At 56.7% G+C, this 15,381-nt stretch carries 16 protein-coding genes, 2 tRNA genes and 1 riboswitch; of the genes, 11 read left to right on the top strand and 7 right to left on the bottom strand.

Features of this window, described 5'->3' with window-relative positions; translation table 11 throughout:
- Positions 1-126: 126 nt before the first annotated feature.
- The 3 genes from CFN46_RS00210 to CFN46_RS00200 all read right to left on the bottom strand — a co-directional run bounded on the left by CFN46_RS00210 (position 127) and on the right by CFN46_RS00200 (position 3,025).
- On the bottom strand, positions 127-1,347 hold the full coding sequence (locus CFN46_RS00210; protein ID WP_024952737.1) for an ABC transporter substrate-binding protein: 1,221 nt from the start codon (positions 1,345-1,347) through the stop codon (positions 127-129).
- An 89-nt stretch (positions 1,348-1,436) separates the two neighbouring features.
- Entirely contained in the window at positions 1,437-2,204 is a 768-nt protein-coding gene (locus CFN46_RS00205; protein WP_024952736.1) for an ABC transporter permease, read from the bottom strand.
- The gene (locus CFN46_RS00200; RefSeq protein WP_254918367.1) at positions 2,201-3,025 is read right to left on the bottom strand and encodes an ABC transporter ATP-binding protein; all 825 of its coding nucleotides are present in this window, start codon (positions 3,023-3,025) and stop codon (positions 2,201-2,203) included. The genes CFN46_RS00205 and CFN46_RS00200 overlap by 4 nt, the downstream gene beginning before the upstream one ends.
- A gap of 18 nt (positions 3,026-3,043) precedes the next feature.
- A riboswitch (TPP riboswitch) is annotated at positions 3,044-3,161 on the bottom strand.
- 177 nt (positions 3,162-3,338) lie between these two features.
- Here CFN46_RS00200 and CFN46_RS00195 point away from each other — a divergent pair.
- The 3 genes from CFN46_RS00195 (at position 3,339) to CFN46_RS00185 (ending at position 7,420) form a co-directional block, all read left to right on the top strand.
- Positions 3,339-4,289, top strand: coding sequence for a hypothetical protein (locus CFN46_RS00195; protein WP_141103608.1), 951 nt, complete (start codon positions 3,339-3,341; stop codon positions 4,287-4,289).
- A 142-nt stretch (positions 4,290-4,431) separates the two neighbouring features.
- A complete protein-coding gene (locus tag CFN46_RS00190; RefSeq protein WP_024952733.1) occupies positions 4,432-6,141 on the top strand; it encodes a potassium/proton antiporter in 1,710 nt (569 codons plus the stop codon).
- Between the two features lie 154 nt (positions 6,142-6,295).
- Positions 6,296-7,420, top strand: coding sequence for a GGDEF domain-containing protein (locus CFN46_RS00185; protein ID WP_024952732.1), 1,125 nt, complete (start codon positions 6,296-6,298; stop codon positions 7,418-7,420).
- A gap of 31 nt (positions 7,421-7,451) precedes the next feature.
- On the opposite strand, the gene CFN46_RS00180 is transcribed toward CFN46_RS00185, so the two are convergent.
- The 3 genes from CFN46_RS00180 to CFN46_RS00170 form a co-directional block, all read right to left on the bottom strand.
- Positions 7,452-8,663, bottom strand: coding sequence for a DEAD/DEAH box helicase (locus CFN46_RS00180; RefSeq protein WP_024952731.1), 1,212 nt, complete (start codon positions 8,661-8,663; stop codon positions 7,452-7,454).
- A 405-nt stretch (positions 8,664-9,068) separates the two neighbouring features.
- Positions 9,069-9,158: transfer RNA gene (locus CFN46_RS00175), tRNA-Ser, on the bottom strand.
- A 174-nt stretch (positions 9,159-9,332) separates the two neighbouring features.
- A tRNA-Ser gene (locus tag CFN46_RS00170) sits at positions 9,333-9,422 on the bottom strand.
- Positions 9,423-9,674: 252 nt separating this feature from the next.
- Here CFN46_RS00170 and CFN46_RS00165 point away from each other — a divergent pair.
- The 6 genes from CFN46_RS00165 to CFN46_RS00140 all read left to right on the top strand — a co-directional run bounded on the left by CFN46_RS00165 (position 9,675) and on the right by CFN46_RS00140 (position 13,097).
- Entirely contained in the window at positions 9,675-10,346 is a 672-nt protein-coding gene (locus tag CFN46_RS00165) for a Bax inhibitor-1/YccA family protein (protein WP_024953239.1), read from the top strand.
- Between the two features lie 154 nt (positions 10,347-10,500).
- A complete protein-coding gene (tusD, locus tag CFN46_RS00160; protein WP_088742392.1) occupies positions 10,501-10,890 on the top strand; it encodes a sulfurtransferase complex subunit TusD in 390 nt (129 codons plus the stop codon).
- 68 nt (positions 10,891-10,958) lie between these two features.
- Positions 10,959-11,351: a sulfurtransferase complex subunit TusC gene (gene tusC, locus CFN46_RS00155; protein WP_088742669.1), complete on the top strand. Its 393-nt coding sequence runs from the start codon at positions 10,959-10,961 to the stop codon at positions 11,349-11,351.
- A 66-nt stretch (positions 11,352-11,417) separates the two neighbouring features.
- Positions 11,418-11,732 (top strand): sulfurtransferase complex subunit TusB, encoded by a 315-nt coding sequence (gene tusB / locus CFN46_RS00150; protein WP_246116581.1) that lies wholly within the window; start codon positions 11,418-11,420, stop codon positions 11,730-11,732.
- Between the two features lie 78 nt (positions 11,733-11,810).
- Positions 11,811-12,164: a TusE/DsrC/DsvC family sulfur relay protein gene (locus tag CFN46_RS00145; protein ID WP_088742391.1), complete on the top strand. Its 354-nt coding sequence runs from the start codon at positions 11,811-11,813 to the stop codon at positions 12,162-12,164.
- A 204-nt stretch (positions 12,165-12,368) separates the two neighbouring features.
- Entirely contained in the window at positions 12,369-13,097 is a 729-nt protein-coding gene (locus CFN46_RS00140; RefSeq protein ID WP_024953234.1) for a YebC/PmpR family DNA-binding transcriptional regulator, read from the top strand.
- A 190-nt stretch (positions 13,098-13,287) separates the two neighbouring features.
- Here the strand turns inward: CFN46_RS00140 and CFN46_RS00135 are convergent, their stop codons facing one another.
- A complete protein-coding gene (locus tag CFN46_RS00135; RefSeq protein ID WP_088742390.1) occupies positions 13,288-13,974 on the bottom strand; it encodes a DUF4396 domain-containing protein in 687 nt (228 codons plus the stop codon).
- Positions 13,975-14,343: 369 nt separating this feature from the next.
- Here CFN46_RS00135 and CFN46_RS00130 point away from each other — a divergent pair, with 369 nt between their 5' ends.
- Together CFN46_RS00130 and CFN46_RS00125 are read left to right on the top strand one after the other, a co-directional pair.
- Entirely contained in the window at positions 14,344-14,883 is a 540-nt protein-coding gene (locus tag CFN46_RS00130; RefSeq protein ID WP_246116591.1) for a RimK/LysX family protein, read from the top strand.
- On the top strand, positions 14,780-15,346 hold the full coding sequence (locus CFN46_RS00125; RefSeq protein ID WP_345917451.1) for a DCC1-like thiol-disulfide oxidoreductase family protein: 567 nt from the start codon (positions 14,780-14,782) through the stop codon (positions 15,344-15,346). Before CFN46_RS00130 ends, CFN46_RS00125 begins: the two co-directional genes overlap by 104 nt.
- Positions 15,347-15,381 lie beyond the last annotated feature (35 nt).

The raw sequence follows: 15,381 nt of genomic DNA, 5'->3' as shown, positions 1-15,381 counted from the left end.
CTAGAATCAGTGATGCGACACACACGAGAAGCTCCACCCAAAAGCGCCCTGTCGGCATGCCGACAGGGCGCTTTTGCATTGGAATATCAATCTGGGCCTGAACCAGAGTATCAGACGCTCAGAGCATCAGGGCGCATTGACGTCGACGGCCAGGTGGCTGAGTGATTGACGTTGCTTGATCATGCCACGCTCAAACAGGAAGTTCTCGAAATCACGATAGCGTCCGGCATCCAGTGCCGCAGGACGCAGCGCAAAGCGCGGTAACGTGGCATACCAGGCCTTCTTGTTGAGCGGGGTGTCGAGCGCAGGGTCGGAGTCGCGGAACATCTCCCATGCCTTGTCAGGATGATTGATCATCCAGGCCGTCGCCTCGCCCACGGCTGCGAGGAAGGCGGCATATTGAGCGTGCTTGCGCGAGTAGCTGTCGCTATTGGCGACAAAGATCAGCTCGTCATAGGTCGGTACGCCTTCCTCTTCGATATAAAAGGCACGTCCCTTGACGCCTTCCTGTGCCATCTGGGCCAGCTCGAAATTACGGAAGGCGCCAGTGACAGCATCGACCTTACGGGTCAGCAATGATGGTGTCAGCGAGAAGTTGACGTTGGTCAGCGTGATGTCATCAAGGCTCAGCCCACTATGCTGAAGCATGGTGGAGAGCAGTACTTCTTCGACACCGCCGACGGAATAGCCGACCCGTTTGCCCTTGAGATCGGCAATCGACTTGATATCGCTATCGGCGCGCACGACCACTACGTTGAGCGGCGTGGCCACGAGAGTGCCGATGCGCACCAAGGGCAGGCCTTGATCCACCTGCAGGTGCAGTTGTGGCTGATAGCTGATGGCAATGTCGACACGCTCCGCGGCGGCAAGCTTGGGCGGCACGCTAGGGTCCGCCGGCGCGATCAGCTCTACCTCCAGGCCATGTTGCTTGAACAGCCCCAGCTCCTGCGCCAGCACCAGCGGGCCATGCCCCGGGTTGGTGTACCAATCCAGCATGACCTTGAGTGGTATCAGTGGCTTTTCCTGTGTGGGCGAGGCTTCATCAGTTGGTGTCTTGTCACCAGTCGCCTTGTCGCCCGCTGTGCTGCCCATTGCGGCTGCTTCTTTTGTCGCTGCTTTTTCGGTTGCTGAATTTTCTGCGCTCGTCTCTATTTTGGCGTCTTCGGAAGCCGCCTTGGACTCAGTGAGCGTCGTGGTGGTCTTGGCGGTATCTTCGACAGCATCTGCGGCAAATGCCACACCGGACAACGTGCCCAAGCAGAGCGAGGCAAACACTGCCGCAAGCGGTAATCGCAGCTGGCGTGCCAGTGCGCTGAGTCGGCGAGGCACCGATGACACATGAGACATGGCGGAGTTCCTTGTAATCACGAGGTATTGGGTCTGCCTTTCAATAGCGGGCAGAAGGACGTTATTGAGAACATCAGTAAAGCGCCGCTTCAGTTGAGGCGCGTCAGGCTGTCGCGATGCCAAGGCATCAGCTTGCGTAATAGGGCATCAATCGAGAAGTACAGTAGAAGCGAAAATGCGACCAGCACCAGCAGGGCGGCAAACATCAGGTCGATTTCCATGCGTGCGTTGGCATTGAGCATCAGATAGCCCAGCCCTTGGCTGGCGCCGGCCCATTCACCGATGATGGCGCCAATGGGGGCTGCAGTTGCTGCCATGCGCATGCCAGAGGCGAGCGATGGCAAAGCGGCCGGTAGCTGAATATGGATCAACAGCCGCCACGGACTCGCGCCTAGCGTCTGTGCAAGGTCCAACCAGCCTTGTCGTGTCTGACGCAGACCGTCATAGCCGGTAGAAGCGACGGGGAAGTAGATGATCAACGTTGCCATCACGACTTTGGACAGCATGTCGTAGCCTAGCCACAGCACTAATAGCGGTGCGATGGCGAATAGCGGGATGACCTGGCTGATCAACAGCATCGGCAATAGAGTGCGGCGCAAGCGTGGGATGAAGGCGAGTGCCAACGCCGTGCCCAGGCCGAGCAGGATGCCCAATACCAGGCCGGCCAGAATCTCGGTAAAGGTAATGCCAGCATGATGGGCAAGCGAGGGTGCCTGGTGGATCAGTGCCTCCGCCACTGCACGAGGAGCCGGCAGAATATAGGGCGGGACTTCAGTGATGACGATGACCAACTGCCAGAGGCCTAATAATACGCAAGTGCTGATCAGTAGATGGCGCAGTGCATGCAGGCGCTTCATGCATTCACCTCCGCTGCGGCCGGAATGAAGGCCTCATTCGGGTCCCGCAGTCGCGCGATCAACTCGGCCTGTGCTTGTTGCAAGGCGGGTGTATCGAGAGGCACTGGCCGCGGTGGTGATAGTCCGGGCAGGCGATCGAGCACAGCGCCGTAGCCTTCGCGTGCGTCTGGGCGTAGCACTAGTAATTGGTCTGCCAGACGCAGCGCTTCCAGCGGGTCATGCGTGACCATCAATACGGTACGCCCGTCGAGCAGACGGCTGGCAAGATCGTGCAGCTCCAGGCGTGTGATGGCATCCACCGCAGAAAAGGGCTCGTCCATCATGACGACCGGTGCTTCCTGATAAAGGGTGCGTGCTAGCGCGACTCGCTGGCGCTGGCCGCCGGAAAGGGCATCCGGCCAAGAGTGCTCACGTCCCTCTAATCCCACTGCGGACAGCAGCTCCCGTGCACGGGCGACGTTGCGTGGCCGCCGATGAAGGTCATCGCCCAGACATAGATTGTCCAGTACACGCCGCCAGGGAAGCAGCAGGTCTTGCTGAGCCATCCAGGAGATACGCCCTACCAGAGGGCGACCATCATCAGTGTGCAGCTCAAGCTGATGATGGTCCGGCATCTCGAGCCCTGCCAACAGTCGCAGCAGTGAACTCTTGCCACAACCGGAGCGTCCGAGCAGCGCTGTCCAGCTGCCAGCGTCCAGACGAGCTGTCAGGTCGCGGAATAGCGTATGGCCGGCGTAGTCAATGCGAGCATTATTGAGGGTGAGTCCCAGCGACACGATATTGTCCGAGGTCAGGCGGCGTGCCGGCAGGAGGGAGCGCACGGGAGACCTGTCTCGCAATATCAGGTATCCGGGATTCCCTCCGCCGGTATCAACCGGATCAGGTTCCAGGGGTTGCCGTGTTGCGTCTTGACCGCAGTGGCTCTCAGCCCGTTATCGGGCACCCCCATCCAGCGCACAGTGTAACGCCACCGCCTTGTCGGTTGCATCCCTGCCATCGTCGGGAGGGTAGGTCGTTCAAGTCACTGTCCTGTCAGAAAGTATTGTCGTGCCACGCCCGTGCTATGCCGAATGGCATTCAGTTGGGTATGCTGTTGGATATGTTGCTTGCGCCCCTCTGTGATTGGAGATCGCCATGCCTGACACTTCGGATCTCTCGAGTTGTTCTCATTACCCTGTGCCCCCGCAACGACCTGCCGCACCGCCAGAGTCTCTCCCTCGTGGTTGGCCCGAAGAAGCATTGACGCGCAGGCTGTCAATTTATCTCGGTCAATCGCTTGAGCCCCTGGCGTTGGCATGGCCCGACAGTGCCAACTGGCTGTGGCGTCAACGCGGCGGCACGCCCGGCATTATCAAACTGGCGCGTACCGGGCCCGATAACGATCCCTTCTGGCGTGCCATGCGTGGCGTATTTGGCGCTGATCGCTGGCGTGAGCCCGAAGCGCTGACGCGTCTCGCCAGTGCGTTACCGGCACGTTTGCCGCTGCCACCATTGCCACTGACCTATCTCGGGCGTCTCGATGGCGCACCGATCTGGCATCTGCCATGGTCCAGTGGGCAGCCCAGCGATCTCAGCGCTACCTTTTGTGAGCTGCTTGGTGATCAACTGGGACGCTTGCACCAAGATACGGTCTCGGGCTTTGGTCAACCGCTGGCACAGCCAATGCCGTTGTTGTACTGGAATACACGTGTCACTCGCTTCCTCGAGCAGCATCCACGCCGTGCAGAGCTCGGCGATGTGTTGGCACGTACCTTTAGCCAACCGAGTCGAGCAGTCTGGAGTCTGCCAGACATGCGCGCTGATCAATATCTGTGTTCCGCCACCGGTTGGGTGTGGAGCGACTGGGAGGCACTCGTGTGGGCGCCGATCGAATTCGACTGGGCTTTGATCGAAGTGCTATTGGAGACATCCGCTCAGCGTCAGGCGTTCATGGCCGGCTACTCTCGGCATGGCCGCATGGTCGACATTGATGGGCAGCGTGGGCTGTGTCGTGCGCTGTTGTGGGCGATGGAGGCATTTGGCCCGATTCCGTTTACAACGTTGGCGGCAGCACCGGCCTGGGTCTCTCCACGCAGCCTACCTTGAGCTCAGTGCGAGGGGCGATAGCCGCAAGTACATGAATGGCAGAGAAATTTCTCTGCAACCCCGCTCTCGACATGGAATACTGTCTGTGAGTCGTCGCGGACGTCACTCGAGATCTGGTGTAGGGCATGGCGGGGGAGAAAACGTGGTAGAGAACCTTAATTATTACTTTTTATTAGCAGGGATGCTGATTGCGCTGAGCGTATTGGCCAGTCGCGTGTCAGCGCGTCTTGGTACGCCGTTGCTGTTGCTGTTTCTCGGTCTTGGCATGCTGGCTGGTGAGGATGGTGTACTGGGCATCCAGTTTGACGATGCCTCGACAGCCTACCTGATCGGCAACCTTGCTCTGGCATTGATTTTGCTCGATGGCGGCTTGCGTACTCGCCTCTCTACCTTCCGTGCTGGCTTGAGGCCTGCGCTCTGCCTTGCCACCTTTGGTGTCTTCATTACCAGCGGCCTGGTGGGCCTGCTGGCCATGTGGCTGTTTGATCTCACGTTGATCGAGGGCTTGCTGGTCGGTGCGATTGTCGGTTCGACTGATGCCGCCGCCGTTTTCTCGCTGCTCGGCGGACAAAGCGTTCACCTCAATGAGCGTGTCGGTGCCACGCTTGAAATCGAGTCTGGTACTAACGACCCGATGGCCATCTTCCTGACTATTACTCTGGCGGAAATTCTCACCGGACAACTGACAGGGGTGGCAGCTGGCGTAGTGAGCTTCCTGCTGCAGTTTGGTGTCGGGGCTGGCATGGGGCTGGCTGGAGGCTGGTTGATTTCCCGCTTGATGCGTTACCTGGATCTGGCCCCCGGACTCTATTCGCTATTGGCTCTGGCACTGGGGCTGAGCCTGTTCGCGACCACCAATGAGATGGGCGGCAGCGGTTTTCTGGCCATCTATCTGTGTGGCTTGATGATTGGTAATCATCCTGGGCGTCATCTCGAACATATCCTGCCGGTACATGATGGTCTGGCGCATCTGTCGCAAATTGTCCTGTTCCTCATGTTGGGACTGTTGGTCTCGCCATCGACCATGCTGCACTTTGCTTTGCCTGCAGCAGCCTTGAGCTTCGCGCTGATTCTGGTGGTGCGCCCGCTGGCGGTGATTATCTGTCTCAAGCCATTTTTCCGCTTCCGGTGGCGAGAGCTGTGGTTCATCAGTTGGGTAGGATTGAGAGGAGCGGTACCTATCGTGCTGGCCATTTTCCCGGTGATCACTGGCGTCGAGAATGCGGCTGTCTATTTCAATGTCGCGTTCTTCGTCGTGATTATCTCGCTTCTGGTACAGGGTTCATCGCTGGCACCAATGGCGCGTCGGCTCAAGGTGATTGTACCGCCCGGCGCTCAACCTAGTCGGCGTAATCTACTGGGTATCATGCCGGTCAATGATTACGAGATGCTGGTCTACCGTGTCGATAACACGGCACTCGAAGGTGTCGCATTACGCATGCTGCGTTTTCCCTCCGGTGCCAAGGTGGGGGCGCTATTTCGTTCCAAGGTGCTGATACATCCCAAGGGAAGCACCTGCCTGCATCAGCAGGATGTGCTGTGCGTCGTCGGACGTTCCTGCGATGTGCCGAGCCTCAATCGCATGTTCAATGGCGAGAGCCTACAGCATGAGCAGCGTGCTTTTTTCGGCACATTCACGCTTGAAGGGGGGGCCAGCATGCAAGATATCGCTGATGTTTACGGCCTGACCCTCTCTCAGGGTGAGCAGCAGCTGACGATTGGCGAATTCATCACGCGTCGTGTTGGTGGTGTGCCGGTCGTCGGTGATGATGTCGATTGGCATGGTATTCACTGGGTGGTGAATGAGGTTGCAGGTAACCGCATCACCAAAGTGGGGCTGCGCCTGCACTGATGAGTACTGCAAGGGGCCGTTAGAAAAAGGGGAGTGCGTGTAATGCACTGGTCACCTTTCGACTGAGGAATATCGTACTCTGGTTGTGTCAGGCTAATGTGTGCATGACAGAGATTGGCCACCGATTGTGGTCAGTGGCTCAGGAGTCGATCTCATGGCCAGTCCACATCCGCACCTCGCGCGTTTTTTGATGCGCTTTGAACACTTCCCGACCGGCCTGACGCCGGACGAGAAAACCTTTCATGCCACGTTCAATGTGGTGTATACGCTGGCGGTCGCCTGCCATCTTTTCTATGCCATCATGATGCTATGGCTGGGGGAGATGGGTATTTTGGCGCTGAATCTTGCGATGCTCGTTGTCGATCTTGTGTGCCTGCAGTTGCATCGTGCGCGTCGTGAAGTCTTGGCAGCCAATCTTCTTGCCTTGGGTACCTGTGCCCAGATCAGCTTTTCTCTGCGCTATTTCGGTCCTGAAGCGGGTTTTGATTATTTCTACTTCGGTGCGCTGCTGTGCATCTACTGCATCCGCACATCCTTCATGCGCCGTGTGATGCTGTGTGCGGCTTGCCTGTGCATGCCACTGGCAGCCTACGTTGTATTGATGTTGGAAGGGGCGATCAATCCGCTGTCGGCAGGCTGGGCGCTCACTTTCCGTGTCATCAACCTCTGCGTGCTGACTATCTTCTTTACGCTAGTGCTGGTGCAGATGGGGTGGTCATCTGATCGTCTGCGGCAGCGTTTCGAATCAGGCGTGCGTTTTGATGAGTTAACCGGCGCGCTGAGCCGTAGTGAGCTGATCGAGAAGGGACGTGGCATGTTGGCCGATATTGGCCCGATGAGCGTGATGATGGTCGATGTGGATCATCTGAGTCTCATCAACGAGACCTGGGGGCGGCAAGCGGGAGATCAGGTACTGAAAGAGTTGGTCAGGCGGATGCGTAGCATCTTGCGCAATGAAGACCTCGTGGGGCGCTACGGAGGGGAGGAGTTCGTGCTGCTATGCCCTAACTTGCATGGTAAACGAGCTGACCAGGTCGCGGAGCGGCTGTGCAAGGGAGTCTCGGCACTGCCTTTCGTGATCAATGATGGCATTAGTAGCCTGGACGTCAGTCTGTCGATTGGCGTGGCATTGCGTCAGTCTGGCGATAAGGACCTTGAGGCGCTGATTGCCAAGGCGGACGTCAACTTGTTCCGCGCCAAACATGAGGGTTGCAATCAGTTTGTCAGCGACAATCAGCTAGGGCCGGTGTTAGGGCCCGGTGTGGCGGGGGTTATATGAGCTCAGTGAATACTGAGCTCATGATTTTCACTTAGCGCTTGTTCGATTGATGTCGACGACCCTTATGAGCTTTTGAAGGAGCATACGCGGCATTTGAATCAGGCACGGATAAGGTCGGCTCAAAGCCTTCAATCACTTTGCGTGTAACGAAATAGCCTAAATGCTGCTCGATGGCGCAGAGGTTTCGGAAATCATCACGCGAGACAAGTGATATGGCTTCACCTACCGCGCCAGCGCGCCCGGTACGGCCAATACGGTGTACGTAATCTTCCGCTTCGTCGGGCAAGTCGTAGTTGATCACTCGCTCCAGGTCATCAATGTCAATGCCGCGTGCAGCAATGCCTGTCGCTACCAGAAACTGAATCTTTCCGTCCTTGAAGTCTGTCAGCAGTTGTTCACGAACGGCCTGGCTACGGCCACTATGAAAAGACTCAGCGGCAATGTCGCGCTTTTCCAGCTGGCTGACCAGCTTGGCCGCACCCCGTTTGGTTTCGATGAAGATCAGCGCTTGTTGCCAGTTGTTCTCGTGAATCAAGTGGCTGAGCAGCGAAGACTTGAATTCCTTGTCGACGGTAATCAGGTGCTGCTCAATTTCTGGGACCGTGACATTTTCAGGTGTGATTGAAATCTCGACGGCGTCCGTGACGGCCGTTCTTGCCAGGAAGCGTACTTGCTCAGACAAGGTTGCCGAGAATAACAAGTTCTGACGTTCTGACGGCAGCTTCTCGACAATCTTGTTGATGTCGCTGATGAAGCCCATGTCCAGCATGCGGTCAGCTTCATCAATGACGAGAATGCGTGTTTCATCAAAGTGAATGGCGCGACGGGTTTGCATATCCAATAAGCGCCCTGGCGTTGCTACCAGAATATCAACACCTTCAATCAAGCGTTGTTTCTGAGGCTCAATGTCGACACCGCCGTACATCGCCATGGAGCTGATATCGAGGTGTCTGGCATAGTGCTGGACGTTCTCTTCAACTTGGATCGCTAGCTCACGTGTTGGCGTCAAGATGATTGCATGCACGCGTTTTGCACGCACCGCTGGGGCATCAATCAGCTTTTGCAAGATAGGTAGTACAAAACTGGCTGTCTTGCCGGTGCCTGTCTGCGCTGCTGCAATGACATTCTTGCCTGCCAATACCACTGGAATCGCTTTCTCCTGGATAGGCGTCGGCGTTAGGTAACCTTGCTCAGTGACAGATCGTACAATCGGATCGCTTAATCCAAGGGTTGCAAAGGACATTTTTTCTCTACTTGTAAAGTGTGAAGTGGTTTGGAGAAGTTGATTTTAATATTAGAGGATATAGAAGGCTGATGTGCATGTGTCGGAAGGCAATCACTATAGCGCATGGTGCATGACAGGCATCATGAGGTGCTGTGGGGAGGGCGCAAGCTGAGACATTGCGTCAGCGTGCAACCTGAGTCTTTAAAGCGGGGGCCTTTTAAGCAAGACTCTATAAAGCTAGAGCCAGAGCCAGAGCCAGAGCCAGAGCCAGAGCCAGAGCCAGAGCCAGAGCCAGAGCCAGAGCCAGAGCCAGAGCCAGAATGCGGATTCGCCAAGGCAAGCGTCTGCCACATGAGGTCTGGTGGAGAACTGACATAAGAAAAGGCCCGCTCACAGAGTGAACGGGCCTTTTCAAGATCTAGGTGGTGGAGGGACAGGGATTCGAACCCTGGGTAGGTGTTACCCTACGTCGGTTTTCAAGACCGGTGCATTCAACCGCTCTGCCACCCCTCCAACTCACGGAGCAAAATACTACCGAAGTTGGTGAGAATTGCAAGTGCTTCATGATGATTCGTGTCAGAAAAGCTATCACTGGCAGCTACTTGCACCTTGTAACAATCAAGATCGCTTTCTTTACGGCATGAAAAAAGCCCGCTCACCAAGTGAACGGGCTTTTCAGAAGCTGGGTGGTGGAGGGACAGGGATTCGAACCCTGGGTAGGTGTTACCCTACGTCGGTTTTCAAGACCGGTGCATTCAACCGCTCTGCCACCCCTCCAACTCACGAGATCAAATACTACGGATTTTTCAGTCGGGGTCAAGGGGTTAGCGTAAAAATCCTTGTCGTTCAGGTGCTTGAAAGGTTATCTCTGCAATACTGAGCGTCGAGACTGACGCTGTAGTTGCCTTTTATGCGTTTAGCGGTTGCATGAATCGGCTTTTCATCGTCGTGTCTCTTGATTAGGCAACCCCCTAAGGGCATGCTGGGTCAATTCGATGAATCCATCGTAGCAACGTGAGGATAGACACCATGGCTAACAGCTCCTGGCAGGTTTCGCAGGATACCGCGAGCCGTTCCCTCAGTACCCACAAGGTACTGCGTAATACCTACATGATGCTGGCGCTGACGCTATTGTTCTCTGCGCTTACCGCAGGTGTGGCAATGAGCATGGGCGTCGGCCGCATGAACATCTTCGTGCTGCTGATCGGGGCCTATGGCCTCATGTTCCTGGTGCACAAGACAGCTAACTCGACTGCCGGCATCTTCGCGACCTTCGCCTTCACCGGCTTCATGGGCTTCACCATCGGCCCGGTGCTCAACGCCTACATGAGCTTGCCCAATGGTGCACAGCTGGTCATGACGGCGCTCGGCATGACAGGTATCACCTTCGCGGGCCTGTCAGCGGTTGCGTTGGTCACGCGCAAGGACTTCTCGTTCCTGAGCAATTTCCTGTTTGCAGGCGCCATCGTGCTGATCTTGGCGATGCTGGCGGCGATGATCTTCAATATCAGTGGCTTGGCCCTCGCGGTTTCCGCTGGCTTTGTACTGTTCGCCTCAGCGGCGATTCTGTTTGAGACCAGTCAGATCATCCACGGCGGGCAGACCAACTATCTGCTGGCCACGGTGAGCCTGTATGTGTCGATCTACAACATGTTCATCAGCTTGTTGGCATTGTTGGGCTTTGCGTCTTCCGATGATTGATTCTGGCACGCGCTGATTGCCTGTTTGACAACCCCGCTTCGGCGGGGTTGTTTGCGTCTGGAGATTGGCTTTCTCTCGTCGTGGCAAGCGTCTGACAGTGGTGATCACACACGTTAGAATACCTATCTCCATGAGCAGCCCAGTCGAGGTCTTCATGCGTTATGCTCTGGCCGTTTATGGCGGTCCTTATAGTCAGCAGGCTAGTCACTCCGCACTGCGTTTTGCCGAGGCACTGTTAGCGCGCGGACATCAGCTGACCACCGTGTTTTTCTATCATGATGGTGTATACAACGCGGCTTCGATGATGGCCCCGCCACAGGACGAACCGCATCTGCGTGATCGCTGGCTTGGCCTTGCTGCGCAGGGTGAAACGCGCTTGCAGGTGTGTGTTGCAGCAGCGCTGCGACGAGGTTTGCTCGATGAGCGCGAAGCCACGCGTCATGGTAAGCAGGGTTATACGCTGGAGGCGCCTTTCGAGCTGACAGGGCTTGGGCAGCTGGTCGAGGCCACGCTTGAAAACGATCATCTGATCACCTTTGCCTGAGGCGAGAAGGCGTTACGGGACAAGGTGTGGATGACACGATATGAGCGACAAGACATATGAGTGATGAGATGGGCATTGTGAGCCCTGGGGAGTCTTTGGCACCTGGTGAGCTGCTGGTGATTCTGCGTCATGCGCCGCATGGCAGCAGCTGGCTGCGTGAAGGGCTTGAGGCAGCCATGGTCGCTGCCGCCTTCGGGCGTGAAGTCGGGTTGTTGTTTACTGGGGAGGGTGTTCTGGCCCTGTTGGAGGGACAACAGGCCGGAGCACTGGGGCAGAAGGGGAGTGATAATCTGCTGGCAGCATTGGAAATGTATGATGTTGAGCGCTGCTATGTCGATGCTGCGGCGCTAGAGCGGCGTGGGTTGAGTGAAAATGATGTCTCTCTCCTGCCAGTGACGGTGCTGGCACATGCCGATGTAGTGGCACTGACGCAATGCTTCTCACGTGTGCTCAGTTTCTGACATTTTTACGATGCTGTTGGCTGATATGCTTCTTGGGATGTCAGCAGCGTATGCAGGGAGAATCATATGGATAATGTCGTGAATAACTGCATGAATCTTCACCTGCTCAATCGTTCGCCGTTTTCCAGTCGTGTTTATGAAGATGTGCTCAATGCCATGGGCTCCGAAGATCAGCTGTTGCTGATTGAAGACGGTGTCAATGGTGCGCTCAGCAGTGCGGGGCATTATCTGGCCGGACTGGAAGGTCGCTTGTTTGCCTTGCGTGAAGATCTCGAGTCACGTGGCCTGTCGGGACGTTGTAGCGAGAGCGTGATCGTGGTGGACGTGGATGGCTTCGTCGCGCTGACCGAGGCTGCGGACAAGACGATCTCCTGGTTCTGAGCGGCGCGATGTGTCACGCCAGCCGGACAGGCATGCCGCATGTCATTTCTTGAGTGGAACGAATCATCAGGATGAGCAATGGCCAGCAGTGAAACGGTACATACGCTTTCTCTCGACGGGCGTGAGATCGGTCTGGATGCCGAGGGGTATCTGGTGGATCTCGAGGACTGGAGCCCCGCGCTGGCCGAGCGGCTGGCTGCGGAAGAAGGCCGTGAGTTGACTCCTGAACACTGGGAGGTGATCGAGGTATTGCGCGATTTCTACCAACGTTTTTCGTTATCGCCAGCGATGCGTCCGTTGACCAAGGCCATGACTCAGCGCTTTGGCGCTGACAAGGGGCGCTCATTACACCTGATGCGGTTATTTCCGGATAGTCCGCCGAAGGTAGGGGCGCGCATTGCTGGCTTGCCTAAACCGACCAATTGCCTGTAACTGTTGATCAGCAAAGGCGGTATTGGTCAGAGCGGTGCGATGAGCTGAACGCGTGAGACCCGCTATCGATGGCGACGCGCGACGTTGTCTGCGTTATTATTCGTGACAGCGATGTATCTGTGGCTTTCGAGCCATTGGGTGCCTCAGGTTCCGCGACCATGTCGCGTGGACATTTGAATTCAGGGCGAACAAGAGTCGACTTGCATGGGAAGAGCATTCCAAAACCGTAAAGAATCGATGGCGCGTACTTCACTCAACAAGGCGCGCGTGTATTCACGTTATGGTCGCGAGATTTACGTCTCGGCCAAGAGCGGTGGGCTCGATCCCAACGGTAATCTCAGTCTGCGTCGTCTGATCGAGAAGGCCAAGAAAGACCAGGTGCCGACCCACGTCATCGAGAAGGCCATCGACAAGGCCAAAGGCACTGGTGGTGAAGACTTTACGCTGGCGCGCTATGAAGGTTTCGGGCCGGGCAATGTCATGGTCATCGTCGATTGCCTGACCGACAACAACAACCGTACCTTCGGGGAAGTGCGTACCTGCTTCAACAAGGGCAAGGGCAAGTTGGGCGCCCAGGGCTCGGTCTCGCACATGTTCGATCACCGCGCCATCCTGTCCTTCAAGGGCGCGGAAGACGACGAGGAGAAGGTGCTCGAGGCACTGATGGAAGCTGACGTCGATGTCAGCGACATCGAACTCGATGACGGCATCATCACTGTACTGACGCCGACCACCGAGCACTTCAAGGCCAAGGGCGCACTGACCGACCTCTTCGGTGAAGATCTCGATTTTGAAGTCGATGAGATCAGCTTCATCCCGCAGATTCACACCGAGATCAGCGGTGAAGACGCCGAGCTGCTCAACAAGATGCTCGAGATGCTGGACGACTGCGAAGACGTGCAGCAGGTCCATCACAATGGCGAGTTCGTCTGACGGAGCTGTGCATCAAGGCAGATCTCGTGGCATGAGCCATTGAGACGATAGCCCGCAAGGCCCCGCCGGTGTCCACCGGCGGGGCCTTTTCATGTCCGCTCCCTCAAGAAAGCGGTGCGAGATCGTCGCAAGAGCAGCACGAGGAAAGTGTGAAAGCAGTGCAGAGCAAGCCACCGTCACGACGACTGGCTCAGCAGTGAGCGTGATGCTGGGCATGCGGGTCCGTCTCGCGTGGGTCGGCCATGCCTCCCTTGATGCCACGCTTCACCAGCCAGACATTGACGGGCCAGGCGGCGAGCAGGCCGAGGCTCAGCGAGATGACCATCGAATTCCAGAACAGGGCGTCATGCATGCCTGAACTGCCTCCCAGCCACAGGTCGACCGAGATGGCCACCAGCTCCATGACGAAGATCGAGGCGGTCTCGCTTCTGAACGCATCCTGGATGACCTTGCGCTTGTCATCGCTGCCGGCCTGAAGCATCGGGCCGACGGTCAGCAGGAAGCCGAACAGGTAGGCGAAGAGGAAGGTGATGATCGCCGTCGCGAAGTTGCCCAGTGCCAGCAGACCCACCGCTAGCACAACCCCCACGAATTCCCCGAGTCCGCAGCCCGAATAGCAGTGCGCGACGCTCCTCAGTCCCTTGCGTGCATCACTGTTGTCTGCGATCTGGCGGCGTCCGGCGAAGCGATAGACGAGAAGGCCCACTATCCCGGAATATAGAGTGGTCAGCCCCCAGACCCACTTCATCATCGGCGCCAGGTGAGCATTGCTGGAGGTCAGGTCCCGGAGTACCCAGACCAGTGACGGCACCATGAGCAGTAACCAGCCGAGAAACAGACTCCAGTCGGAAAGTAGATCACGTAGCGCGGATTGCATGAGTCCTCCTGTCGTATCGGGTATTCTGATGGTATTGCATGGATGACATGGCGCTGTTGTCCTGGTGTTGATGGCCCGGCGCTGATGTCAGCGAGTCAATATCAGGGCATTCAGTGATACCTGATGGACAAGACGCGAGAGATCAAGGGGGCACAAACGCAACGTACCGGTGCGATAACATGTCAGATGGTGCCTTTCATGGCTTGTTAACCTTCGCTTAAGCCTCCATCGTTGATGATGAGCCTCCGTTGATGTGGGCTACCCTCTTCTTGCCAAGGAATCACGATGTCCAGACACACTGTCTTACCTTTCTCGCGTACCGCACGTACTCTCATGGGCGCGACCAGTCTCGGCTTGCTGGCAGGCGTGATGCTGATAAGTGCACCCGCGCAAGCCAGTGAAGCAAAGGCCGATGGCGGCAAGGTCTTCGGCTGGGTGGAAAAAGCGACCATTGAGCCATGGGGCGCGATGGTAAAGGCAAAATTGGACAGTGGGGCGCTGACATCCTCGATGCATGCCGAGAATATCGAGACCTTCGAACGTGATGATGAGGAATGGGTACGTTTTGACGTCGAGGTCGAGGATGAAGCGACGGGTGATCAGGACGAGAAGTCCTTCGAGCGCCCGCTGTATCGTGATTTGACGGTCTCTGGCGCGGGTGGGCGGGACAAGCGCCCGGTGGTGCTGATGACGCTATGCATGGGCGGCGAGCGTTATGAAGAACAGTTCAGCCTGCGTGATCGTGACGGCATGAATTATCCTGTGCTGTTGGGGCGCCGTACCATTCAGAGTCTTGGACTGTTGGATGTACGCAAGACTTTCCAGACCACTCCCAACTGTAGTGATGATGCGCCGCTGCATCGCTATGAAGATAAAGAATATTCCGACAAGATTGGTGCCGCCTCGTAGTCGAAATCGAGTAGCTCGCATTGGGTTCACGAAAAAAGGTAAGCGATTAGCTGATTTAGAAGGGGGGCGTATTTCAGACACTACGACCAGACCGACGCTCAAGGTCTATTACGATGCCAGCTGCCCCGTCTGTCGGCGTGAACGTGCCCGTTATGAGCGCCTGACGCGCCAAGACTCGAGTGTGGAATGGTGGGATGCCACCGATCACGCCCGCTATCTGGAAGCACGGGGTATCTCGCTTCAGCAGGCGTTGTTGTCATTGCATGTCGAGACGGCTGTCGGCCAGATTGAAGACGGTATGCCTGCCTATCGTTTGCTGCTGGCTCGTATCCCTGGCATGTCGCCGCTTGGTTGGCTGATCACTCGTCCTCTGATCCAGCCGCTGCTGACCCGTTATTACGATGCCTGGGTGCGGCGGCGGCTGTGCAACGATGGTCGCTTGGAACGTGATGAGAGGTCATGATGGTCACTTGTGGCAGGCGTTAATGTCCTTCCGTT

Origin of the sequence: Cobetia sp. QF-1 (assembly GCF_002213105.1) — a bacterium.
Taxonomy (GTDB): Bacteria; Pseudomonadota; Gammaproteobacteria; order Pseudomonadales; family Halomonadaceae; genus Cobetia; species Cobetia crustatorum.
This window is presented reverse-complemented; position numbering and strand designations above follow the sequence as displayed.